Origin of the sequence: Xanthomonas bromi (assembly GCF_900092025.1) — a bacterium.
Lineage (GTDB): Bacteria > Pseudomonadota > Gammaproteobacteria > Xanthomonadales > Xanthomonadaceae > Xanthomonas > Xanthomonas bromi.
In genome coordinates, this window is the sequence record NZ_FLTX01000008.1 from 164636 (window position 1) to 188395 (window position 23760).

A 23760-nucleotide genomic window follows, 5' to 3' on the forward strand; every position below is an offset into this window, starting at 1 on the left:
GGTCACAGCGACAAGGCATGCAGTTTGTGCTGCAGCGTGGCCAGGGCCACGGCACGGTGGCTGAGGCGGTTCTTCAATGCGCTGTCCATTTCCGCGGCGGTCAGTCCGTACACGGGATCCAGAAACACCGGGTTGTAGCCGAAGCCGCCATCGCCGCGCGGCGCGGTGGTGATCACGCCTTCCCAGCTGCCTTCGGCGATCAATGGTTGCGGATCTTCCGGATGCCGCAGCAGCACGATCACTGCATAAAACCGCGCGCTGCGGCGTTCGGCCGGAACCGCGCGCATCGCTTCGAGCAACTTGGCGTTGTTGGCCTGCGCATTGGTCGGGCTGCCGGCGTAGCGTGCGCTGTACAAACCGGGTGCGCCATCGAGCGCATCGACGATCAAGCCCGAGTCATCGGCCAGCGCGGGCAGGCCGGTGACGGCGCTGGCGTGACGCGCCTTGATCAACGCGTTCTCGACGAAGGTCAGGCCGGTTTCCGGCACGTCTTCCACGCCGAGTTCGCCCTGCGCAACGATGCGCAGCGGCAGCGCGGCCAGCATGGCGCGCAGTTCTTCCAGCTTGCCGGCGTTGCCGCTTGCCAGGACCAGTTGTTTCATTGCTTGGGCTCCAGCAGATCCCACTTGGTGCCGTACAGATCGCGGAATGCCACGACCGTGCCGTACAGTTCTTCGCGCGGGGTTTCCAGAAATTCCACGCCAAACCCCTGCATCGCCGCGTGGTCGCGCCAGAAGTCGTCGGTGTAGAGGAAATGATCCACCCGTCCGCCGCTCTGGTCGCCGATGCGCGCCTGCTGCGCGGCGTCGGCCGGCTGCGCGAGCAGCAAGCCGGCGTCCTGCACGCTGCCGGGGCCGATCACCACCCAGCGCTTGCCATCGCCGAGCGCGCGATCTTCCAGCACCTGGAAGCCCAACGCGCCGGTGTACCAGGCAATGGCCGCGTCGTAATCGGCGACCAGCAGCGTGGTCAGGGCAATGCGACGGCTCATCCGGCCAGCGCAGCGCGTTGCAGTGCGAACAATTCGCCCATGCCCTTTTCGGCCAGGGCGAGCAGCGTGTTGAGTTCGTCGCGGCGGAACGCGTGGCCTTCGGCGGTGCCCTGCAGCTCGATGAAGCCGCCGCCATCGTTCATCACCACATTCATATCGGTATCGCAGTCGCTGTCTTCCGGGTAATCCAGATCCAGCACCGGCTCGCCGCGATAGATGCCGACCGACACCGCAGCCACCGCGCCGATCAAGGGATGCTTCTTGATGTCGCCGCGCTTGATCAGCAGGTTTACTGCATCGGCCAGCGCCACGTAGGCGCCGGTGATCGCGGCGGTGCGGGTGCCACCGTCGGCCTGCAGCACGTCGCAGTCCAGGGTGATGGTGCGCTCGCCCAGGGCGTTGCGGTCCACGCAGGCGCGCAATGCGCGGCCGATCAGGCGCTGGATTTCCAGCGTGCGCCCGCCCTGCTTGCCGCGTGCGGCTTCGCGGTCGGAGCGGGTGTGGGTGGAGCGCGGCAACATGCCGTATTCGGCAGTGACCCAGCCTTCGCCCTTGCCGCGCAGGAACCCCGGCACGCGGTTTTCCACGCTGGCGGTGCACAGCACGCGGGTGTCGCCGAAGCTCACCAGTACCGAGCCTTCGGCATGGCGGGTGAAGGCGCGTTCGATGCGCACCGGGCGCAGCTGATCGGCCGTGCGGCCGCTGGGACGGGAAAAGGTCATGCGATGAGTCCGGAAGTCGGGAGGTGGGTCTTGGCGCCAATGCACGGCGGGCAGCAGCCGGCCGGTGTGGGTAGCTAGGGTACCATTCGCGCTTTGACGGCATGGGATTGACGATGATCCGAAGCATGACCGCGTTTGCTGGCGGCGAACGCATCACACCCTGGGGCACGCTTGGTTGCGAGCTGCGCTCGGTCAACCACCGCTTTCTGGAAGTGGGTGTGCGTCTGCCCGAGGAATTGCGCGCGCTGGAACCGCTGCTGCGCGAGCGCGTGGCAGCCAAGAACAGCCGCGGCAAGCTGGATCTGACGCTGCGCCTGCGCGCGCCGGACAACGCACAGACGCTGGCGGTCAATGAATCGCTGCTGCAGGAACTGGGCGCGCTGGCTACGCGGCTGGATGGCGTGTTTCCCAAGTTGCAGGTGGGCTTCACCGAGTTGTTGCAGCTGCCCGGCGTGCTGCAGGTGCAGGATGTGGATGCGCCCGCGCTGCAGGCGCAGGCGCTGGCCTTGCTCGATGAGGTGGTCGACAGTTTCGTGGTTGCGCGCGAGCGCGAGGGCGGCAAGCTGGCCGAGGCGATCAGCGAGCGGGTGGATGCGATCGAACGCATCGCTGCCGAGGTACGCGTCTTGATTCCGGTGATTCGCGAAGGCCAACGCGCCAAGCTGGCCGCGCGCCTGGCCGATCTGCCGCATCCGGTGGACCCGGGCCGCGCCGAGCAGGAGCTGGTGCTGTGGCTGCAGAAGCTCGACGTAGACGAGGAACTGGACCGTCTGTCCAGCCACATTTCCGAAATCCGCCGCGTGCTCAAGCAGCGCGAGCCGGTTGGTCGCCGGCTGGACTTTCTGCTGCAGGAGTTCAACCGCGAGGCCAATACGCTGGGCTCCAAGTCGGTGGATAGCCGCACGTCCAATGCCGCGGTGGTTCTGAAGGTGCTGATCGACCAGATCCGCGAGCAGGTGCAGAACATCGAATAGCCGTGAATAGGCAATCGGGAATGGGGAATCGTCAAAGCAGGTACGATTCCCCACGGCCTGCTTGCTCCGCGCGGTGCCCCATTCCCTATTCCCGACTCTCTACATTCCCTAAAAATGCGCGGCACCCTCTATATCGTTGCGGCCCCCTCGGGCGCCGGCAAGAGCAGCATCGTCAACGCCACGCTGGCGCGCGACCCGAAGATCGCCTTGTCGATCTCGTTCACCTCGCGTGCGCCGCGGCCGGGCGAGCGGCATGCCGAGCACTACCATTTCGTCTCCGCCGACGAGTTCCAGCGCATGATCGAGGCCGGCGATTTCTTCGAATATGCGCTGGTGCATGGCGACTGGAAGGGCACTGCGCGGCAGTCGGTGGAGCCGCAGCTGGCCGCCGGCCACGACGTGCTGCTGGAGATCGACTGGCAGGGCGCACGCCAGGTCCGCCAGAAAGTGCCTGACGCGGTCAGCGTGTTCATCCTGCCGCCCTCGCGCCAGGCGCTGGACGAGCGCATGCGCAAGCGCGGGCAGGACAGCGAGGACGTGATGGCGCAACGCCTGGCGGCCGCCCGCGAAGAAATGCTGCATTTCGAAGAGTTCGATTACGTGATCATCAACGAGACCTTCGAGACCGCTGTCTCGGAGATGTGCGCCATCTTCACCGCCAGCCGGCTGCGTCGGCAGGCGCAGCAGCAGCGACATGCCGGCCTGATCCAGGCATTGCTGGACTGAGTCCGCAGTGGCTGCCTGTAGGCGGCGATGCCCGATAATGCTGCATTGGTCCGGTGCCATGCCCGGCAGGTCAGCCATAAAGCCTTGCGCTGCGGTAGAGCGCGTGGAACGGCGGCTGCCTGGCGGATGGCCGGACGTGAAGGTGCAGTCTGCGCACCCGGACGGCTGCGCGGGCGGGTCGGTGTGTCCCAAGTTGTTGATTTCAAAGTGGACTAAACGGCTGCGGGTTGCCCGGCCAGCGGTGCCGGCGTATACTCCGCACCCTTTCCCTCATTCGATGCGCGACCGTTGCCGGTCGCCGGGAGCCCGCATGGCCCGCATTACCGTAGAAGATTGCCTGGAAGTCGTGAACAACCGTTTTGAACTGGTCATGATGGCCTCCAAGCGCGCCCGTCAGCTCGCCAATGGCGTGCAGCCGCTGATCGAAAATGCCGATGCCAGCGACAAGCCCACCGTGATGGCACTGCGCGAGATCGCCGCACGCCGGATCGACAACGCGCTGATCGACGAAGTCGAGAAGGCCGAACGCGAGCGTGCCGAGCGCGAAGCACTGGAATGGGCTGCCGCCGAAGTGGTCGCCGACGAAGACATGTCCAAGAACGACGATTGATTCCGCAGCGCGGCGATTGATCCGAACAGCCCGCCTAGACGCGGGCTTTTTTCGTTTAGCGGGCCGCCAGTACGCTGGCGTGTGCAAACGTTTGCCGTGACTGCACGGCTGGCATAGTCTTCCGCTATGAACCCAGGCCCTACTGCCCAGGCGACCGTCGCGACGTCTCCGTCTTCCGACCAGGCCATCCCCGACTACGTCCTGCACCTCGAACGCGCGGCCAGCTACCTGCCCAAGGAACAGCTGCCGATCCTGCGGCGTGCCTGGGAAGTGGGGGCCATCGCGCATGCCGGCCAGACCCGCAAGTCGGGCGAGCCGTATATCACGCACCCGGTGGCGGTGGCCGGCGTGCTCGCCGAACTCGGCCTGGACATGGAATCGCTGATCGCGGCGATCCTGCACGACACCATCGAAGACACCCCGCTGACGCGCGAAGAACTGGCGTCCGAGTTCGGCGAAGCGGTGGCCGAGCTGGTCGATGGCGTCACCAAACTGGACAAGCTCAAGTTCCGCGACCGCCAGGAAGCAGCGGCAGAAAGTTTCCGCAAGATGCTGCTGGCGATGTCGCGCGATCTGCGCGTGATCATGATCAAGCTGGCCGACCGCCTGCACAACATGCGCACGCTCGGCGCGCAGAGCACCGAGGCGCGCGGCCGCATCGCCCGCGAGACGCTGGAGATCTACGCCCCCATCGCGCAGCGGTTGGGCATGAGCCTGATCAAGTCCGAACTGCAGAACCTGGGTTTCCGCGCGCTGTTTCCGTGGCGCCACGCCATCATCGAAAAACATATCCGCAGCCAGCCGGTGGTGCGGCGCGAATCGATGGCGCAGGTGGAAGTGCAGTTGTCGCAGCGGCTGGCCAAGGAAGGGCTGGAGCATCGGCTGGTCAGCCGCATCAAGACGCCCTGGAGCATCTATTCCAAGATGCACGAAGAGAGCAAATCCTTCGACCAGGTGATGGATGTGTTCGGGTTCCGCCTGGTGGTGCGCACAGTGGCCGATTGCTACCACGCGCTCGGTGCGGTGCATGCCAGCTTCAAACCGCTGGACGGGCGCTTCCGCGATTTCATCGCGATCCCGAAGGCCAATGGTTACCAGTCGCTGCACACCGTGTTATTCGGGCCCTATGGCTCGCCGATCGAAGTGCAGGTCCGCACCGAAGAGATGGACCTGATCGCCGAACGCGGCGTCGCGGCGCATTGGACCTACAAGGTTGGCTCGGCCTCGCCCAACAGCGCGCAGAGCCGCGCGCACGACTGGATCGTGGAACTGATCGATTCGCAGCGTGCCGCCGGGTCCTCGCTGGAATTCCTCGACAACGTCAAGGTCGATTTGTTCCCGGACGAGGTCTATCTGTTCACGCCCAAGGGCAAGATCCTGGCGTTGCCGCGTAATTCCACCGCGCTGGATTTCGCCTACGCGGTGCACACCGATGTGGGCAACCGCGCCGTGGCCTCGCGCGTTGACAAGAAGCTGGTGCCGTTGCGCACCAAACTGGTCAGCGGCCAGGCGGTGGAGATCATCACTGCGCGCTCGGCCACGCCAAAACCGCAGTGGTTGGAATTCGTGGTCAGCAGCAAGGCGCGCACGGCGATTCGCCACCAGCTCAAGCAACTCGAGCACGAAGATGCCGTGCAGCTGGGGCACCGCATGCTGGACCGCGCGCTGGAAGCGATGGACTCCTCGCTGGAGCGGCTGCCCAAAGGCCGCCTGGACGCCTTCCTTGCCGAGCACCGGTACCCGCGTCTGGAAGCGCTGCTGGCCGATGTGGCACTCGGCAACTGGATGCCCAATCAGGCCGCACAGGCGCTGATGGCCTACGCGGAATTGCGTGGCGGCGGCCTTTCCAAGCATTCGCACGAAAAGATCCTGATCGACGGCAGCGAGCGTGGCGTCATCAGCTTTGCCAACTGCTGCCAGCCGATTCCCGGCGACGAGATCATGGGGTATCACACGGCCGGCAAGGGCATCGTGGTGCACCGTCTGGACTGCCCGAATCTGGCCGAGCTGCGCAAATCGCCCGAACGTTGGGTGCCGATCGATTGGGATTCCAACGTCAGTGGCGATTACGACACTGCGCTGATCGTCGAGGTGGAAAACCGCACCGGCGTGCTCGCGCAGCTGGCCGCAGCCATTGCGCAGAGCCAGTCCAACATCGAGCGCGTGGACTATCTGGACCGCGACTTCAATGCAGCCGTGCTGCGTTTCAACATCCAGGTGCGCGACCGCCGCCATCTGGCCGAGGTGATGCGCCGGTTGCGGCGTCTGCACGTGGTGCAGAGCGTCGGTCGCCAGTAGCGCCTGGCGCGTTCGCACAATAGTCGAGCAAACCCGCACAAAGGCCTAAACTGCTGCGACCCTTTGCAGTGGAGTTTCCATGTCCCAGATCATCCATACCGACCAGGCGCCCGCCGCCATCGGCCCGTATTCGCAAGCCGTGCGTGCCGGCAACACCGTGTATTTCTCGGGGCAGATCCCGCTGGACCCGGCCACCGGCGAGATCGTGCCGGGCGACATCGGTGCGCAGGCACGGCGTGCATTCGACAACCTCAAGGCGGTGGCCGAAGCGGCTGGCGGCTCGCTCGACAAGATCGTGCGTCTGGGCCTGTATCTCACCGACCTGGGCCAGTTCGCCGCCGTCAACGCGGTGATGCAGGAGTATTTTCAGGCCCCGTTCCCCGCGCGTTCCACCATCGAAGTGTCCGGCCTGCCCAAGGACGCTGGCTTCGAAGTCGATGCGGTGATGGTGCTCGAGTGATCCAGCGCGACTGATCTGCCGTGCCGCGCGCGCGCGCCGTTACGCCGAGTCTGGCCGTCGCCGGCCAGGCTCCGCTGTCCAGCCTGCCTGGCGTTGGCCCAAGAGTGGCCGACAAATTCGCCGCGCGCGGCATCCTGAGCGTGCAGGACCTGTGGTTGCATCTGCCACTGCGTTACGAAGACCGCACCCGCTTGACCACCATCGCGCAGCTGCAGAGCGGCGTGCCGGCGCAGATCGAAGGGCGCGTGGAGGCGGTGGAGCGTGGCTTCCGCTTCCGGCCGGTGTTGCGTGTGGCAGTGTCGGACGCGTCGCACGGCACGCTGGTGCTGCGCTTCTTTCATTTTCGTGCGGCGCAGGTGGCGCAGTTCGCCGTCGGCACGCGCGTGCGGGTGTTCGGCACGCCCAAGCCCGGCCAGCATGGCTGGGAGATCGTGCACCCCAGTTACCGGGTGCTCGCGCCGGGCGAAGAGGCCGGGTTGGGCGACAGTCTGGATCCGGTCTATCCGGTGCTCGAAGGCGTTGGCCCGGCCACGCTGCGCAAATTGATCGGGCAGGCGCTGGAGCGTCTGCCGCCCGACGCTGCGCTGGAACTGCTGCCGCCACACTGGCTGCAGGACGAGCGCTTGCCATCGCTGCGCGCGGCCTTGCTGACCATGCATCGCCCGCCGGTCGGCACCGACCCGCAGCAATTGCTCGCCGGTGGGCATCCGGCCCAGCAGCGGCTGGCGATCGAAGAACTCCTGGCGCATCAACTCAGCCTGCGCCGCCAACGCATCGCGCTGCAGCGTTTCCACGCGCCCAGCCTGCCTGGCAATGGCACGTTGGTGCAGCAGATGCGCAGCGCCCTGCCGTTCCAGCTCACCGGTGCGCAGCAACGCGTGTTTGAACAGATTGCGCACGATCTTGCACAGCCCTCGCCGATGCTGCGACTGGTGCAGGGCGATGTCGGCAGCGGCAAGACTGTGGTCGCTGCGCTGGCGGCGATGTTGGCGGTGGAGCAGGGCAAACAGGTCGCACTCGCTGCGCCCACCGAGTTGCTGGCCGAGCAGCACCTCAACAATCTGCGCAGCTGGCTGGAGCCGTTGGGGGTTCGCATCGTCTGGCTCGCCGGCAAGGTCACCGGCAAGGCACGCGCTGCCGTGATGGCCGAGGTCGCCTCCGGCCAGGCGCAGGTGGTGGTCGGCACGCATGCGCTGATGCAGGAGGCGGTGGTCTTCCACGATCTGGCCTTGGCCATCATCGATGAGCAGCACCGCTTCGGCGTGCATCAGCGGCTTGCGCTACGCGACAAGGGCGCGGCGGCGGGCAGCGTGCCGCATCAACTGGTGATGACCGCCACGCCCATCCCGCGCACGTTGGCGATGTCGACCTACGCGGATCTGGATGTGTCGGCCATCGACGAACTGCCGCCCGGTCGCACGCCGGTGCAGACGATCGTGTTGAGCGCGGAGCGCCGCCCTGAGTTGGTCGAACGCATCCGCGCCGCCTGCGCGGAGGGACGTCAGGCGTATTGGGTGTGCACGCTGATCGAAGAAAGCGAAGAGCCCGAGAAAGGCGCGCAAGGGCAGCAAAGCGGGCCGCCACGTATCGAAGCGCAGGCCGCGCAAGTCACTTTCGAAGCCTTGTCGGCGCAACTGCCGGGCGTGCGTGTGGCGCTGGTGCACGGCCGCATGAAGCCGGCCGAAAAACAGAAGGCCATGCTGGACTTCAAGCAAGGTCGCAGCGATCTGCTGGTTGCCACCACCGTGATCGAAGTCGGCGTGGATGTGCCCAATGCCTCGCTGATGATCATCGAAAATGCCGAGCGGCTGGGCCTGGCCCAGTTGCATCAGTTGCGCGGTCGGGTCGGACGCGGCGCAGCCGCATCCAGTTGCGTGCTGCTTTACCAGGGGCCGCTGTCGATGATGGCGCGTCAGCGCCTGGAAACCATGCGTCAGACCAACGATGGTTTCGTGATCGCGGAAAAGGATCTGGAATTGCGCGGGCCTGGCGAATTGCTGGGCACACGGCAAACCGGTCTGGCCAGTTTCCGCATCGCCGACCTGGCCCGCGACGCCGGCCTGCTGCCGCGCGTGCAGGTGCTGGCCGAGCGACTGCTGGACGAAGCGCCGGAGATCGCCGACCGTGTCGTCGCACGCTGGATCGGTGGCGCGGTGCGGTATGCGGCGGCTTGAGCGGCGGGGAATCGGGAGTCGGGATTGGGGATTCGCCAAAGCGGGGTTGCTGCAACCTGGACGTCTCCGGGATTCGCGCGGCTCGCCGATCCTTGCGAAGATGCGGCAACGAATCCCGAATGCCCAAGCTCCAATCCCATGACAAAAAAAATTCCGCTGCTGATCGATACCGACCCGGGCGTGGACGACGCGCTGGCGCTGCTGATGGCCTTCAACGACAGCCGCCATGAGGTGGTCGGCCTGACCATCGCCGCCGGTAACGTAGGCCTGGAACACACCGTGCACAACGCCTTGAAGGTCTGCGAGATCGCCGGCCGCGCCGATGTACCGGTCTACGCCGGCTGCCCGCAGCCGTTGCTACACCCCTCGGTGGACGCGGCGCACGTGCACGGGATCGACGGCTTCGGCGATGTGGGGCTGGCACCGGCCAAGCGCACTGCCGAAGCCGAACATGCTGCGCTCGCCATCCTGCGTCTGTCGCACGAACATGCCGGCAAGCTACTGCTGGTCGCGCTCGGCCCGCTGACCAATCTTGCCCTGGCACTGACCCTGGACCCGACCCTGCCGCAGCGCGTGGCGCGGCTGGTGGTGATGGGCGGGGCGTTGACCGGCCACGGCAACATCACCGCTGCGGCCGAATTCAACATCGGCTTCGACCCGGAGGCCGCGCACATCGTGTTCCGTGGTTTTCCGCACTTCGACGTGTCCGACTGGGAAGCCACCATTGCGCACGGACTACTGCACCGGGACGTGGGGCAATGGTTGGCGGCCGATTCCGCCTGCGCCCGCTTCTACGAGGAGATCTCACGCAAGACCCGCTTGTGGTCCGAAGACAGTCGCGGCGAGTACTGGTATGCGGCCGACGCGCTGGCGATGGCGTTCGCCCTGCACCCCGACGGCGCCCAGCGGTTGGAGCAGCGCCCGGTGCACGTCGAACTGGCCGGCACCCACACCCGCGGCATGACCCTGGTGGACTGGAACCGGCAGGGCGGCGCGCCCGACAACGCCAATCTGCTGCTGGAGTACGACCGCCAGCGGTTCTACGGGCTGGTCGGGGCAGCCCTGGCAGCCGGCTAGGGCGACCTTGCGCCGGGCGAACGGAGGCCGCTATAATGACAGGCTTATCCAGGCAGCCCGGCGCCAAGCCCATGAAAGATAACGTGCATCCCAGCTACAAAGAGGTCGTCTTTCAAGACGTGACGTCCGATTTCAAGATCCTGACCCGTTCCACCATGAGTTCGAAAGAAACGGTGAAATGGGAAGACGGCCAGGAATATCCGCTGATCAAGGTGGAAATCTCTTCCGAATCGCACTCGTTCTATACCGGCAAGCAGAAGAAGATCGACACCGGCGGCCGTATCGACAAGTTCCAGAAGCGCTACGCGCGCTGAACTTGCAGGACGGGTTGTCCGGCACCGGCCGCGCATTGCGCGGCCGTTGTCTTTTGGGGCGTCAGCTGCGTTGCGCACGTCCCTGCGCTGTGCATCTACGACTTCTGTCCAAGCGACGGCCAAAATGCTGCTGTGCGATAATGACGTGATCCGAGGCGAGGCCTTGGACTTCCATCATGTGCCTGCCCATGTGGGATCAGGCGCCTTCCACTGAAGGAGCGTACACAGTGTCCGATCTTGATCAGGTCACGCTCAACGCCGGCGACAAGTCGGTTGTTCTGCCGGTTCTCAAGCCCACGTTGGGCAACGATTGCGTCGATATTTCCAAGCTGACCAAAGAAACCGGTCTGTTCACCTACGACTCGGGCTTCACCGCCACCGCCAGTTGCAAGTCGGCCATCACCTACATCGATGGCGACAACGGCGTGCTGTTGTACCGCGGCTATCCGATCGAGCAGCTGGCCGAGAAGTCCAGCTTCCTGGAAGTGTCGTACCTGCTGATGAACGGCGAACTGCCGACGGCGGACGCATTCAAGAAGTTCGACCACGAAGTCACGCATCACACCATGATGCACGAGTCGCTGAAGAACTTCCTCGGCGGTTTCCGCCACGATGCGCACCCGATGGCCATGCTGGCCGGCTCGGTCGCCTCGCTGTCGGCGTTCTACCACGACACCCTGGACCTCAACGATCCGGAGCAGCGCCGTCAGGCTGCCATCCGTCTGATCGCCAAGGTGCCGACCCTGGCAGCTGCCGCGTACCGCTATTCGATCGGCTGGCCGATCCGCTACCCGCGCAACAACCTGAACTACGTCGATCGCTTCCTGCACATGATGTTCGAAGTGCCGAGCGAGCCGCTGGAGATCAACCCGGTTGTGGCCAAGGCGCTGGATCTGTTGTTCATCCTGCACGCCGATCACGAACAGAACGCCTCGACCTCGACCGTGCGTCTGGTCGGTTCGACCGGTGCCAACCCGTATGCGTCGGTTGCCGCCGGCATCACCGCACTGTGGGGCCCGGCACACGGCGGCGCCAACGAAGCGGTGCTGAAGATGCTCGAAGAAATCGGCACTGCCGATAACGTCGAGTCGGCCGTGGCCAAGGCCAAGGACAAGAACTCCTCGTTCCGCCTGATGGGCTTCGGTCACCGCGTCTACAAGAACTTCGACCCCCGCGCCAAGATCATCCGCGAGATGACCCACAAGGTGCTGGGCGAGCTGGGCGTCAACGACCCGCTGCTGGAAGTGGCGCTGAAGCTGGAAGAGGCTGCGCTGAAGGACGACTACTTCGTGCAGCGCAAGCTGTACCCGAACGTCGACTTCTACTCGGGCCTGATCTACAAGGCGCTGAATATCCCGGTGGAAATGTTCACCGTGATGTTCGCCATCGCCCGCACCGCCGGTTGGGTATCGCATTGGCTGGAACAGCAGGTCGACCCGGAAATGAAGATCGGCCGTCCGCGCCAGATCTACACCGGTTACGACAAGCGCGATTACAAAGACGCCGGACAGCGCTAAGCGCCACCTGGCAGATGCTTGAACGAACGCCCCGCACTGCGGGGCGTTTGCATTTGGTGTGGCTGCAGGTGTGATCGATCTTCCAGTTGAGCGTGATGCAGCTATCAGCTATCGAGGATCGGTGGCGGATGGCTTGGTCCCGTCGTGTCTACGCTCATATCAACGGGCGCTGCCGCAGCGACATCGGCGCGCCGAAGCGCATGTGTCCAGGTCTCCGCGCTCGCAGGCTCGGCGGCGCAATGAGCGCGACTCAGCGCAGTAGCTGTGGCAGGTCCGGGCTGGCGTCGTCGCTCAACAACTGTCGTACCTGGGCCGCCGATGCACGCGGCATCGGCTTCTCGTCCAGCTGCGATAGCGGTGCCTGCCGCAACGCGTCGTAGGGCAGCACGGTGAGGTCGAAGGTGAGGTCTTCGGCGCTGAACAGCCACACCGGAAATTCGCCATTGCGTTCGCGATCCAGATGCAATCGTCGCGTCCGCGATTCGGCCGGAATGCGGTGCTCTTCCAGAAACCGCTGCACCGCATCCACATCGTCGCTGTGCAACTGCAAGTGCACTGGCGAATTTGCATCGGCGGTGCCTTCCAGTACCGGGCCGGTCAGTCGCGGCTTGAAGGCACTGAGAAACTCCAGCGCCCGCAGTGCGGCTTCGCGCCGTTGGCGCAGGCGCGCGCCGTGTGCAGGTCCGGCAAACAGGCGCTGGTATTCGCGCAACGCATCCTCGATCTCGCGATTGCGTGGCAATGAGGCGTCGTCGTGAATGCCGAGCCGGCTGGCGGCCTTGAGCTTGGCTTGATGGAAATCGCGGATGCCGCCTTCGGCCATCAAGCGTGCGGCCTCGTGCGCCAGGCGATGGCGACGTTCCCGGGTTCGTGTATCGGCGTGCGCGCGTGCGTGATGCATGACCGGGCTCCCCTGATGAACCTGATCTGGACTCTACATCAGCTGCATGAAGACATGGCGAATGCGTCATGCCATTGCAAACAAGCGATCACGTAGCGGTAATCGATTGCCGTGTTTCGTGCAGGCGGCGCACACAGACCGCCGCTGCATCAGCGGCACTGGCGTGGCGTCATGCAGTGGACAGGGAGCTGTTGCCGGAATCGGCAGAAATGAAGACCAACTATCCGGTTCGGTCCGCTATCCACCACCCTGACACCAGTCAGCGCCGTTCCAATCGGTCGCTACGCGTGGTGGGGAACCGGACAGCCGCGCCGTCACGATTCCCGATTCCCGGATCCCCCGCCATCAGAAAATATCAAACGCCTTTTCGTCCTGCTGTTGCTGCTGGCCGTAGTCGTAATCCTGCAGGCGATCCAGATCTTCGTTCTTTACCCATTCGACCGCGCCATTGATGGTGGCCTGGGTCATGCCTTCCGGCGGGTCATTGGCAGCGATCGGCTTGTCCTTGAGCGCTACGCGCATGTAGTCGATCCAGATCGGCAGGGCGGCCTTGCCGCCGTACTCGCGATAACCGAGCGAGCGGAAGTCGTCGCGACCCACCCACACGGTGGTGGTATAGGGGCCGCCGAAACCGGAGAACCAGGCATCGCGGTGATCGTTGGTCGAGCCGGTCTTGCCGCCCACATCCTCGCGGCCGAGGACCTTGGCCGCAGTACCGGTACCGCGCTGGACCACGTCTCGCATCATCGAGACCAACTGGTAGGCAGTGCGCCCGTCGATGACGCGTGGGGCGATCTTGGTTTCCGCGGCCGCCGCAGGTGCGGTCTGCGCCGGTGCCGGGGTGGCTATGGCTGGGGTCGCGGGAGGCGTCTCCGGTGCCTGCGCGCCGAAGTTGAAGCCATCCACGACCTGGCTCACGGGCGCCGCATTGCCGCCTTGCAGCGCGCAGGTGCGGCAGGCCACCGCCGGCACTTCCTTGAACACGGTATTGCCGTCACGGTCCTTGACCTCATCCACGATCCAGGTGTCAACGCGCGAGCCGCCATTGGCGAACACCGCGTACCCACGTGCCATCGACAATGGCGTCAGCGACGCGGTGCCCAGCGACATCGACAGGTTGGGCGGCAACTCGGCTTCCTGGAAGCCGAACTGGCTGATGTATTTGCGTGCGAAATCGACGCCGATCGCGTCCAGCAGACGCACCGAGACCAGGTTGCGTGACTGCACCAGTGCCTCGCGCAGGCGCATCGGCCCGCGGAAGCCGCCACCATCGTTCTGCGGCGACCACGTCTTGCCGCGCCGGTCGCGGAACACCACTGGCGCATCCAACACGATCGAGGCCGGGTTGAATCCCTTTTCGAAGGCGGCGGCATACACGAACGGCTTGAAGCTGGAGCCGGGCTGGCGCCGTGCCTGGGTGGCGCGGTTGAACTTGTTGCCGGCAAAGCTGAAGCCGCCGACCAGCGCGCGCAACGCGCCGCTGTTGGCATCCAGCGAGACCAGGGCCGCCTGGCCGCGCGGCAGCTGATCGATGATCCACTCGCCTTCCTTTTCGCCGCTGCGGATACGGGTCAGGTCGCCGCGGGTCAACAGCTTGGCCGGTGTCTTGCCGGTCCAGCTGCTGGCGCTGGCCGGCAGGGTCAGTTCGGTCTTGTCGTTTTGCACGACCGTGACTCCGCCATCGGGATTGGTGCGCGCCACGATCACCGCACGCAGGCCACCCTGGACGAACGCACCCGCCAGGTGCTTGGCCAGTGCAGGCGCATCCGCATCGGCGGCCACGTCGAAGTGCTGCTCTACGCCATGCCAGCCATGGCGATGATCGTAAACGCGCAAGCCGTCGGCGATCGCCGCATCCGCACCGGTCTGCAAGGTCGAATCGATGGTCGTGGTGACGTGGTAGCCCTTGTTGAGCACGTCGCCGCCGTACTTGGCGATCATCTCCTGGCGCACCAGCTCGGCCACGTACGGGGCGTACACCTCCACCGGCGGCTCGTGCGGCTTGGCATGCATCGGTACCGCCTTGGCGGCATCGGATTCTGCCTGGGTCACGAAGCCCAGGTCGGCCATGCGCTGCAGCACGTAATAGTCGCGACGTTCGCGCGCGCGCTCGGGGTTGCTGATCGGGTTGCCGCTGGACGGGAATTTGGGGATGCCGGCCAGCGACGCCATCTCGTCCAGGCTCAATTCGCTCATCTTCTTGCCGTAGTAGTACTCGGCAGCGGCGCCGACGCCGTAGGCGCGGTTGCCGAAGAAACTCTTGTTGAGATACAGCTCGAAGATCTCGTCCTTGCTCAGCTCACTTTCGATCTTGCGTGCCAGCAGGATCTCCGCCAGCTTGCGGGTGTAGCTGTATTCGGAGCTGAGGAAGAACTGTCGCGCCACCTGCTGGGTGATGGTCGAGCCACCCGGCACGCGCTTGGCGTCGGTGGTGGTCAGTAACCACACCGCGCGGGCGATGCCCTTGTAGTCCACGCCCCCGTGCTCGTAGAAGCGCGCGTCCTCGGTGGCCAGGAAGGCCTGCTTCAAGCGCAGCGGCACATCCTTCATCTGGATGGGGTAGCGCCGGGTCTCTCCATAGACGGCCATCAGGCGCCCGTCGCTGGAGTAGACGTACATCGGCTCCTGCAGCTCGACTTGCTTGAGCGACTGCACGTCCGGCAACTTCGAGGAAATGGCGTAATACAGGCCGCCGGCAGCAATAGCGCCGAGCAGTGCGAGCACAACGAGCGTGGCCAGGATCCAGCCCAGCCAACGGCGAATACGGGGCATGTAAGAGAGATTCCGATTGCAGATTTCTTGGTCGCAGAGTATAGATGACGCCGAGTTTGGCTGGGGCCGAACTCTGGGGATCGCAGACGACGGCACTGGGGTCACGGTCGCGGGGGCATTGCCTGGCGCGTGAAGGGCTTGTCAACTGTTAAGATTTGATTGTTAATACGAGGGCGCAGACATGCGTCCAAGTGCCCGTCGGCAGGGGAGTTACCGTGGGGCTTTTACCCAAGAGTCAGTCGCCACTGATTGGTGTCGACATCAGTTCCACTGCCGTGAAGCTCTTGCAGCTGTCGCGCAGCGGGAACCGTTTTCGCGTGGAACATTACGCGGTGGAACCACTGCCGCCGAACGCGGTGGTGGAAAAGAATATTGTCGAGGTCGAAGCGGTGGGCGAAGCCATTCGCCGCGCCATCAATCGTTCCGGCAGCAAGGCCAAGAACGCGGCAGCTGCCGTGGCTGGGTCGGCGGTGATCACCAAGTTGATCCCGATGCCGGCCGATCTGGACGATAGCGACATGGAGGCCCAGGTCGAACTGGAAGCCACCAATTACATCCCGTACCCGATCGAGGAAGTGAATCTCGATTTCGAGGTGATCGGCCCGATGCCCAACAACCCGGACATGGTCCAGGTGCTGCTGGCCGCCTCGCGCTCGGAAAACGTCGAACTGCGCCAGTCGGCGCTGGAGCTGGGCGGTTTGACCGCCAAGGTCATGGACGTGGAGGCCTTCGCGGTCGAAAACGCTTTTGCCCTGGTTGCGAGCGAACTCCCCGTCGCTGCCGATGCGGTGGTGGCGCTGGTCGATATCGGCGCAACCATGACCACGCTGAGCGTGCTGCGCTCCGGTCGTAGCCTGTACAGCCGCGAACAGGTCTTCGGCGGCAAGCAGCTCACCGACGAAGTGATGCGCCGCTATGGCCTGACCTACGAAGAAGCCGGCCTGGCGAAGCGTCAGGGCGGGTTGCCGGAAAGCTATGAGGTCGAAGTGCTGGAGCCGTTCAAGGAAGCGACGGTGCAGCAGATCAGCCGTTTGCTGCAGTTCTTCTATGCGGGCAGCGAATTCAATCGCGTGGACTGCATCGTGCTCGCCGGCGGCTGCGCCGCGCTGTCGCGCCTGCCTGAAATGGTGGAAGAGCAGCTGGGCGTGACCACCGTGGTCGCCAACCCGCTCGCGCAAATGACGCTGGGTCCGAAGGTTCAGGCCCACGCGCTGGCGCTGGATGCGCCTGCATTGATGATCGCCACCGGCCTGGCCCTGAGGAGCTTTGACTGATGGCAAGAATCAATCTATTGCCCTGGCGCGCCGAGCGCCGGAAGGCGCGCGAGCGTGAGTTCTATTCGATGCTGGGCTTCGCCGCGCTGGGCGGCGTGCTGTTGTCGGCATTGATCTGGTTCTACTACGACGCGCAGATCAGCGGCCAGACCGAGCGTAATGCGTTTCTGACCACCGAGATCGACAAGGTCAAGGCGCAGAACGAAGAGATCAAGGAACTCGACAAGAAGAAGGACCGCCTGCTTGCGCGCAAGAAGGTCATCGAGGAACTGCAGGCCAACCGCTCGCAGATGGTGCATCTGTTCGATTCGCTGGTGCGCACCATTCCCGATGGCGTGGCGCTGACCAACATCAAGCAGGACGGCGACATCCTGACCCTGGAGGGTCGCTCGCAGTCCAATGCGCGCGTCAGTGCGTACATGCGCAACCTGGAAGGCTCGGGCTGGATGACCAATCCGGACCTGTCGATCATCGAGGCCAAGAGCCAGGACAAGGCGGCCGGCCAGCCCGCGGCCTCATCGATGGATACCAAGGCATTGCCTTATGTGTTCACGTTGAAGGTCAAGCTGGCCAACCCGAACGAGGCCGACAAGAACGGCGCCGCGCCCGCGGTGGTTGATCCGGCCGCGCCGGGCACCGCTGCACCGGGTGCCACGCCGGCTGGGACGACGCCTGCTGCTCCGGCAGCGGCGCCTGGGCCTGCAACGCCGCCGAGCGCACCTGCGACAGCACCGCAGGCCGCGCCGGCGGCCGCCAATCGGCCGCAGGAGGGGGCGGCGTCATGAGTAAGAAATCATTCAAGCTCAGCGATCTGGACTTCAACAACATCGGCGGTTGGCCACAGCAGGCACGCATCGTGTTCTGCGTGGTGGTCGGCCTGTTCATCATGGTGCTGGCCTGGTTCCTGTTGATCAGCAGCAAGCGCGATGAACTCGAAGGCCTAGAAGGTACCGAAACCCAGCTGCGCACCGAGTTCGAGACCCAGCAGGGGCGCGCGGTGAATCTGGAGCCGCTCAAGCAGCAGCTCGCGCAGATGGAACAGGTGCTGCAGCAGATGCTGCGCCAGCTGCCCAGCAAGACCGAGATGCCCGACCTGATCATCGACATCTCGCAGACCGCGTTGTCCAGCGGGCTCTCTAACGAGCTGTTCCAGCCGGGCCCGGAATCGCCGAGAGAGTTCTACGCCGAAAAGCCGATCGCCTTGCGCATGGTGGGCAGCTACCACCAGTTCGGTGCCTTCGTCAGTGGCGTGGCCTCGCTGCCGCGCGTGGTGATCCTGACCATGCACGACATCAATCTCAAGCCCAAGGATCCCAAGGCAGGCATCGGCCCACGCGGCGCACTGGAGCTGTCCGGCACGGTCAAGACCTATCGTTATCTGGACGATGAGGAAATGGCCGAGCAGGAAAAGGCGGCGGCCAACGCTGCGAAGAAGGGCGGCCAATGACCATGAAATTGCTCAAGATCCTGTCCTGCGTGGCGTTAATTGCAGTATTGCCGGCGTGCACGCGCGGTGTGACCAGCACGCCGGGCGATGCGCCGAATCTGGAAGCCTGGGTGGCCGAAGTGCGTGCGCGTCCTGCGCCGCCGCTGGAGCCATTGCCGGTGATGCAGCAATTCGAGACATTCGAATATGCAGCCCAGGCGATGCGCGACCCGTTCAGCGATGCCTGGGTTAGTGCGGAAGGTGGTAACGGCACACGTCCGGATCCGAACCGGCGCAAGGAACCGTTGGAAGCCTTTCCGCTGGACGCCCTCGACATGGTGGGGACCATTGGCGGCGGCTCGGGCCTGATCGCCCTGGTGATGGCGCCTGACAAGGTGACCTACCGGGTGCGGCCGGGTGTTTATCTGGGACAGAGCGATGGCCGGGTGACCGGGGTCTACGAAGACCGCATCGAGCTGATTGAACTTGTGCCGGACGGTGCGGGTGGATGGCTTGAACGGCCGGCCTCACTCGCATTGGATGATCAATAAAGTGATAGGGGATAGCACGATGACGTTTTCCAATGCCCGGCGGCTGCGTCCGGTACGACGCCACGCGATCTTCCAGGCCTGCGCGTTGGGGTTCGCGCTGGTACTGGCGAGCGGCAGCGCGTTCGCAGCGGCGGAGCTGACTCAGCCCGCGCAGGATCCGGCCAAGGTCGCTCCGACGAGCCTGGCGGTCTCCAAAATCGACTTCAAGCGCGGCGAAGACGGCGCTGGCCGGTTGATCCTGCAGTTCGACGGCCAGGGTGCAAGCCCGGACCTGCGGACGCAGGGCGACAAGGTGCTGGTGGACATCAGCAACGCCAAGTTGCCGCCGGAGCTGCAGCGCCCGCTTAACGTCACCGACTTCGCCACGCCGGTGCAGCGCGTGGAAGTGAAGCCGTCCGGCTCCGGTTCGCAGCTGGTGCTGTCGACCAAGGGCGCCTTCGACTCGCTGGCCTACCAGACCGGCAACGAATACGTGGTCGAGATCACCCCGCGCAAGGGCCAGCCGGCCGTGGGCGGTGTGAGCCCGGCGGCGGTGACCCAGGCGGCCGCGCAGATCGCGGCGCGTGGCTACAGTGGCCGCCCGGTGACGTTCAACTTCCAGGACGTGCCGGTGCGCACCGTGCTGCAGCTGATCGCCGAGGAATCCAACCTCAACATCGTCGCCTCCGACACCGTGCAGGGCAACGTCACGCTGCGCCTGATGAACGTGCCGTGGGACCAGGCGCTGGACATCGTGCTGCGGGCCAAGGGACTGGACAAGCGCCGTGATGGCGGCGTGGTGTGGGTGGCCCCGCAGCCGGAATTGGCCAAGTTCGAGCAGGACAAGGAAGACGCCCGCATCGCGATCGAGAACCGTGAGGACTTGATCACCGACTATGTGCAGATCAATTACCACAATGCGGCGGTGATCTTCAAAGCGCTGACGGAAGCCAAGGGAATTGGTGGTGGCGGTGGCGGTGGGCAGGGCGGACAGGGGGGGGCGGGGCAGCAGGACAATGGTTTCCTTTCGCCACGCGGTCGGATTGTTGCCGACGAACGCACCAATACATTGATGATCAGCGATATTCCGAAGAAGGTCGCGCAAATGCGCGAGCTGATTTCGCATATTGACCGCCCGGTGGATCAGGTATTGATCGAGAGCCGGATTGTCATTGCGACCGATACGTTTGCGCGTGATTTGGGTGCGCGGTTTGGTATTTCCGGAGCGACGGGGCGAGGTATCCTGAGTGGCTCGCTGGAAAGTAATACCAATTACAAGAATACGCTGGCGCAGCGCAACAACGAAATCAACAGCACTCGCACTGCCACTACGCCTGGAACGAGTAATACTTTGCCGGCGTTTCTTTTTCCGTCTGGATTGAACATAAATCTAGGTGCGGGTGGCGGATTTACCAATAGCACGCCTGGCGGTCTAGCCTATACTTTGCTGGGCTCGAACTTTAATCTGGATATTGAGCTATCGGCAATGCAGGAAGAGGGGCGTGGTGAAGTCGTGTCGAACCCCCGTATAGTTACCGCGAATCAGCGAGAGGGCGTAATCAAACAGGGCCGAGAAATTGGCTATGTGACCATAAGCGGCGCTGGTGCAGGTGGAGGATCTCAGGCCAACGTACAGTTTAAGGAAGTGCTGCTTGAACTCAAAGTTACGCCAACAATTACCAATGACAACCGGGTATTTCTTAACATGAACGTCAAGAAGGACGAGGTTGCACGGCTAATTAATTTGCCGTTGTATGGCACCGTCCCTGAAATCAATCGTCGTGAGATCAATACCGCTGTCCTAGTAGGAGATGGTGAGACCGTGGTGATCGGCGGCGTCTACGAATTCACTGATCGCGAGAGCGTCTCAAAGGTGCCTTTCCTGGGCGACATACCGTTTCTGGGCAATTTGTTTAAAAAGCGCGGACGCAGCAAGGAGAAGGCTGAACTCTTGGTGTTCGTGACGCCAAAGGTTTTGCGGGTGGCTAGCGCCACGCCCTGAGGCTCCTATGCATGGCACAAGAACCGCGGACAGCGGTTTCTTGTGTCGGACTGCTTAACTGCTAAGCTCGCAGGTAAGCACTCTGGCTTTAGTAATAAAGTAAATTTTTGCAGCGAGTGGTTTTAACTGAATCCATAGATAGGAGTGAACTATGGAAAATAAATCGAATTTTATTATTTATTTTATCCTCGCTGTTATTATTCTTTTTTCTGATACCGTAGTTGCCTCTACTGCCATTACCGCAACAGCCCGCAACGGGCAAGTTATTCAGGGTACTGCATCTACTACAACGTTGTCGTTGATTACCTGTATCCAGGCAATTGGTGGAGGAGAAGGTGGTACGCGTTGCAATATACAGGCGCCTGGATGGAATGGCGTCGTATCGGAAGGAGAGTCGATAGGTACTACCGGACCAGGTAATGTTGTTCTCGGCTGCGATGGGACCTATGCGGCTGCCGGTGGGAGTCTGACATGTATAGCGAGAATCGATGACACCACGTGCTCGCCGGAACAGACGATTCTCGCCTCATCCAGAGATGGCAGCTCCTTCCGTGGATTGGCGCCAATAAAGTCTGCAGCAATTGTTGAGTGCACTCAGGCTTCAGGCAGTGTAACTGGAGCGACATGTGGGATTCAGGGGCCGGGATATACCGGGCAGTTGACTCCAGGTCAGTCGATTCCAACCAGCGGCGCTGGAACTGTGGCCCTTGCTCGCGGCGGACAGTATTCAGCAAATGGCGGTGGATTGTCTTGCTCTGCGCTGGTGAGCCAGGCTTGTCCCTGATAAACGCGCTTTAGTGATATGGGTTGGAGACAGCAAAAAAGGAGCTTGCGTACTCTCTCCAGAATGATTGCCATCCCGGGTGTGTGAGAGTGCCCGCCGGATGCTGGTCGTTAAACAGCCATCACTACGAAAGTGTGTCACTCGCTGAACATCCAGATGCCCCGCAGTGAACCAATCGCATTCGAATCGGTCACACTGGACCTATGAACGCACCGCCGCTGCTACCCCCTGAAGCCGTTGCCGCGCCCGCCGAGGACCGGCTGCATCGTCAATTCACCTTGCTGCGCGAGTCGCTGGCGCAGCGCATCGTTGGTCAGTCAGCGCTGGTCGAACGGCTGCTGATTGCCTTGCTCGCCGATGGCCATTTGCTGGTCGAGGGTGCGCCTGGCTTGGCCAAGACCACCGCCATCCGTGCACTGGCTTCGCGGCTGGAGGCGGATTTTGCGCGGGTGCAATTCACTCCTGACCTCCTGCCGGCCGATCTGACCGGTACCGAGATCTGGCGGCCGCAGGACAGCCGGTTCGAGTTCATGCCCGGGCCGATCTTCCATCCCATTCTCCTGGCCGACGAGATCAACCGTGCGCCGGCCAAAGTGCAGTCGGCCTTGCTAGAGGCGATGGGCGAACGGCAGGTCACGGTGGGCCGACACACCTATGCGCTGCCGCAGCTGTTCCTGGTGATGGCAACGCAAAACCCGATCGAGCAGGAGGGCACGTTCCCGTTGCCCGAAGCGCAGTTGGATCGCTTCCTGATGCATGTGCGCATCGGCTATCCGCAGGCCGACGCCGAGGCGGAAATCCTGCGCCTGGCACGTGAGGCGGCCCGCGATACGCTGGAAAAACACGAGACCGTTCCCGACAAGATTCCGCTGGAAGACGTGTTCGCGGCGCGGCGCGTGGTGCTGGACGTGCATCTGGCCCCGCAGCTGGAGCGCTATTTGATCGAAATCGTGCTCGCCTCGCGCGATGCCAAGCGGTATGACCCGGCCTTGGCGCGGCGGATCGCCTGGGGCGCCAGCCCGCGTGGCTCAATTTCATTAGAGCGCTGCGCACGTGCACGCGCGTGGCTTGCCGGGCGCGACTACGTGACGCCGGACGATATCCGCGCCATTGCCCCGGACGTGCTGCGGCACCGCGTGCTGCCCAGCTACGAGGCCACAGCCGAAGGTTGGGATGGTGAACGCCTGGTTGCCGCATTGCTCGAAAAGATTCCGCTGCCCTGATCGGGTAGCGTCGCTGAGGTATGCCGTCCTCTCGCCAGACGCCGATGTCTTCGATGCCGTTCTCGTCCCCTGCACTCCCCCCGTCGCCTGTCGCTGGCGATGGTCTGCGCCCAACGCTCGCGGAACTGATTGCGCTGCGCGGCACCGCAGTCCCTCGCGGTCAACCGGGACGCGGCCGGCATGGTTTGGCGGGGCCGGTGCCTGCCGCCACGCGCGGGCGCGGCATGGAATACGCCGAGTCGCGTGAGTACGTGGCTGGCGACGATGCGCGGCATATCGATTGGCGCGTGACAGCGCGTACCGGACGGGCACATACCAAGTTGTTTCAGGCCGAACGCGAGCGCTTGAGTCTGATCGTGGCCGATACCTCGCCTGCGCTCTTCTTCGGCACGCGCGTGCGCTACAAGTCGGTACAGGCAGCCCGCGCCGGGGCGGTCGCCGCGTGGCTGGCACAGCGACAGGGCGACCGCATCGCGGCCTTGCGCGGCACCGCCAGCGAAGCGCCGATTGCGCCGCGGTCTGGGCCGCGTGGCGTGTTGCCGGTGTTGGATGCCTTGGCGCGTTGGTATGCGCAGCCGCCGTCCGGCGATGCGGGGCTGGATGTGGCGCTGGATCATGCTGCGCGCTTGCTCCGGCCCGGTGCGCGCCTGACCGTGCTTGCCGATGCGCGCAGCGCCGGCGGTATTTCTGCCGCGCGCTGGTCGGGGTTGGCCCTGCATCACGAGGTGGTGGTGATCGTGCTGGTCGATCCGCTGGAACTGGCGCCACCGGCAGGTGCACTCACCTTCGACGTGCGTGGCGCGCGCATCGCGATCGATCTGTCCACGCAGGCTGGGCGTGCACGCTGGCAGGCTGAATTTGTCGCGCCACTGGATCGGTTGAGCGCGCTCTTGCAGGCACGCGGCGTGCGCTTGCATCGACTGTCCACCGACGATGCCAGCGATGCCTGGTTGGGCGGCAGCCCCACCGTGCGGAGTCGTTGACG

At 64.0% G+C, this 23760-nt stretch carries 22 protein-coding genes; 17 read left to right on the forward strand and 5 right to left on the reverse strand.

Going from position 1 to position 23760, the window contains the following annotated elements; all coding sequences use genetic code 11:
- Positions 1-2: 2 nt before the first annotated feature.
- From rdgB to rph, 3 genes are read right to left on the reverse strand one after another with little or no spacing between them, the layout of a single operon-like run.
- Positions 3-602, reverse strand: coding sequence for an RdgB/HAM1 family non-canonical purine NTP pyrophosphatase (rdgB, locus tag XBLMG947_RS03370; RefSeq protein ID WP_065466378.1), 600 nt, complete (start codon positions 600-602; stop codon positions 3-5).
- Complete coding sequence (locus XBLMG947_RS03375; protein ID WP_065466379.1) at positions 599-991, reverse strand: VOC family protein; 393 nt, start codon at positions 989-991, stop codon at positions 599-601. Before XBLMG947_RS03375 ends, rdgB begins: the two co-directional genes overlap by 4 nt.
- Positions 988-1713, reverse strand: coding sequence for a ribonuclease PH (gene rph, locus XBLMG947_RS03380; RefSeq protein WP_065466380.1), 726 nt, complete (start codon positions 1711-1713; stop codon positions 988-990). The genes XBLMG947_RS03375 and rph overlap by 4 nt, the downstream gene beginning before the upstream one ends.
- Positions 1714-1826: 113 nt before the next feature.
- Between rph and XBLMG947_RS03385 the strand changes: the two genes are divergently transcribed.
- The 9 genes from XBLMG947_RS03385 (at position 1827) to XBLMG947_RS03425 (ending at position 11863) form a co-directional block, all read left to right on the forward strand.
- Entirely contained in the window at positions 1827-2687 is an 861-nt protein-coding gene (locus tag XBLMG947_RS03385) for a YicC/YloC family endoribonuclease (protein WP_065466425.1), read from the forward strand.
- Between the two features lie 114 nt (positions 2688-2801).
- On the forward strand, positions 2802-3413 hold the full coding sequence (gene gmk / locus XBLMG947_RS03390) for a guanylate kinase (RefSeq protein ID WP_065466381.1): 612 nt from the start codon (positions 2802-2804) through the stop codon (positions 3411-3413).
- Positions 3414-3723: 310 nt separating this feature from the next.
- Positions 3724-4023 carry a DNA-directed RNA polymerase subunit omega gene (rpoZ, locus tag XBLMG947_RS03395; protein WP_002812428.1) on the forward strand — a complete coding sequence of 100 codons (300 nt, stop codon included), beginning with the start codon at positions 3724-3726 and terminating at the stop codon, positions 4021-4023.
- 126 nt (positions 4024-4149) lie between these two features.
- Entirely contained in the window at positions 4150-6321 is a 2172-nt protein-coding gene (locus tag XBLMG947_RS03400) for a RelA/SpoT family protein (protein ID WP_065466382.1), read from the forward strand.
- Positions 6322-6400: 79 nt separating this feature from the next.
- Positions 6401-6781, forward strand: coding sequence for a RidA family protein (locus XBLMG947_RS03405; protein ID WP_065466383.1), 381 nt, complete (start codon positions 6401-6403; stop codon positions 6779-6781).
- A gap of 20 nt (positions 6782-6801) precedes the next feature.
- Complete coding sequence (recG, locus tag XBLMG947_RS03410) at positions 6802-8955, forward strand: ATP-dependent DNA helicase RecG (RefSeq protein ID WP_065466384.1); 2154 nt, start codon at positions 6802-6804, stop codon at positions 8953-8955.
- 138 nt (positions 8956-9093) lie between these two features.
- Positions 9094-10032: a nucleoside hydrolase gene (locus tag XBLMG947_RS03415; protein ID WP_065466385.1), complete on the forward strand. Its 939-nt coding sequence runs from the start codon at positions 9094-9096 to the stop codon at positions 10030-10032.
- Between the two features lie 71 nt (positions 10033-10103).
- The gene (locus XBLMG947_RS03420; RefSeq protein WP_065466386.1) at positions 10104-10346 is read left to right on the forward strand and encodes a type B 50S ribosomal protein L31; all 243 of its coding nucleotides are present in this window, start codon (positions 10104-10106) and stop codon (positions 10344-10346) included.
- A 227-nt stretch (positions 10347-10573) separates the two neighbouring features.
- Positions 10574-11863, forward strand: a complete 1290-nt coding sequence (locus tag XBLMG947_RS03425; RefSeq protein WP_065466387.1) for a citrate synthase — start codon at positions 10574-10576, stop codon at positions 11861-11863.
- 250 nt (positions 11864-12113) lie between these two features.
- Here XBLMG947_RS03425 and XBLMG947_RS03430 read toward each other — a convergent pair whose 3' ends face one another.
- Positions 12114-12764, reverse strand: a complete 651-nt coding sequence (locus XBLMG947_RS03430; RefSeq protein ID WP_065466388.1) for a hypothetical protein — start codon at positions 12762-12764, stop codon at positions 12114-12116.
- Between the two features lie 345 nt (positions 12765-13109).
- Positions 13110-15536 (reverse strand): penicillin-binding protein 1A, encoded by a 2427-nt coding sequence (locus XBLMG947_RS03435; RefSeq protein ID WP_065466389.1) that lies wholly within the window; start codon positions 15534-15536, stop codon positions 13110-13112.
- A gap of 215 nt (positions 15537-15751) precedes the next feature.
- Between XBLMG947_RS03435 and XBLMG947_RS03440 the strand changes: the two genes are divergently transcribed.
- The 8 genes from XBLMG947_RS03440 to XBLMG947_RS03470 all read left to right on the forward strand — a co-directional run bounded on the left by XBLMG947_RS03440 (position 15752) and on the right by XBLMG947_RS03470 (position 23758).
- Positions 15752-16810: a pilus assembly protein PilM gene (locus XBLMG947_RS03440; RefSeq protein ID WP_065466390.1), complete on the forward strand. Its 1059-nt coding sequence runs from the start codon at positions 15752-15754 to the stop codon at positions 16808-16810.
- Positions 16810-17595, forward strand: a complete 786-nt coding sequence (locus XBLMG947_RS03445) for a PilN domain-containing protein (RefSeq protein ID WP_065466391.1) — start codon at positions 16810-16812, stop codon at positions 17593-17595. The genes XBLMG947_RS03440 and XBLMG947_RS03445 overlap by 1 nt, the downstream gene beginning before the upstream one ends.
- On the forward strand, positions 17592-18257 hold the full coding sequence (locus XBLMG947_RS03450; RefSeq protein WP_065466392.1) for a type IV pilus inner membrane component PilO: 666 nt from the start codon (positions 17592-17594) through the stop codon (positions 18255-18257). Before XBLMG947_RS03445 ends, XBLMG947_RS03450 begins: the two co-directional genes overlap by 4 nt.
- Positions 18254-18787, forward strand: a complete 534-nt coding sequence (locus tag XBLMG947_RS03455) for a pilus assembly protein PilP (protein ID WP_065466393.1) — start codon at positions 18254-18256, stop codon at positions 18785-18787. Before XBLMG947_RS03450 ends, XBLMG947_RS03455 begins: the two co-directional genes overlap by 4 nt.
- A 19-nt stretch (positions 18788-18806) precedes the next feature.
- A complete protein-coding gene (locus XBLMG947_RS03460; protein WP_065466394.1) occupies positions 18807-20768 on the forward strand; it encodes a type IV pilus secretin PilQ in 1962 nt (653 codons plus the stop codon).
- Positions 20769-20919: 151 nt separating this feature from the next.
- A complete protein-coding gene (locus XBLMG947_RS22435; protein WP_139074351.1) occupies positions 20920-21552 on the forward strand; it encodes a hypothetical protein in 633 nt (210 codons plus the stop codon).
- Positions 21553-21755: 203 nt separating this feature from the next.
- A complete protein-coding gene (locus tag XBLMG947_RS03465; protein WP_065466395.1) occupies positions 21756-22775 on the forward strand; it encodes an AAA family ATPase in 1020 nt (339 codons plus the stop codon).
- 20 nt (positions 22776-22795) lie between these two features.
- The gene (locus tag XBLMG947_RS03470) at positions 22796-23758 is read left to right on the forward strand and encodes a DUF58 domain-containing protein (protein WP_065466396.1); all 963 of its coding nucleotides are present in this window, start codon (positions 22796-22798) and stop codon (positions 23756-23758) included.
- Positions 23759-23760 lie beyond the last annotated feature (2 nt).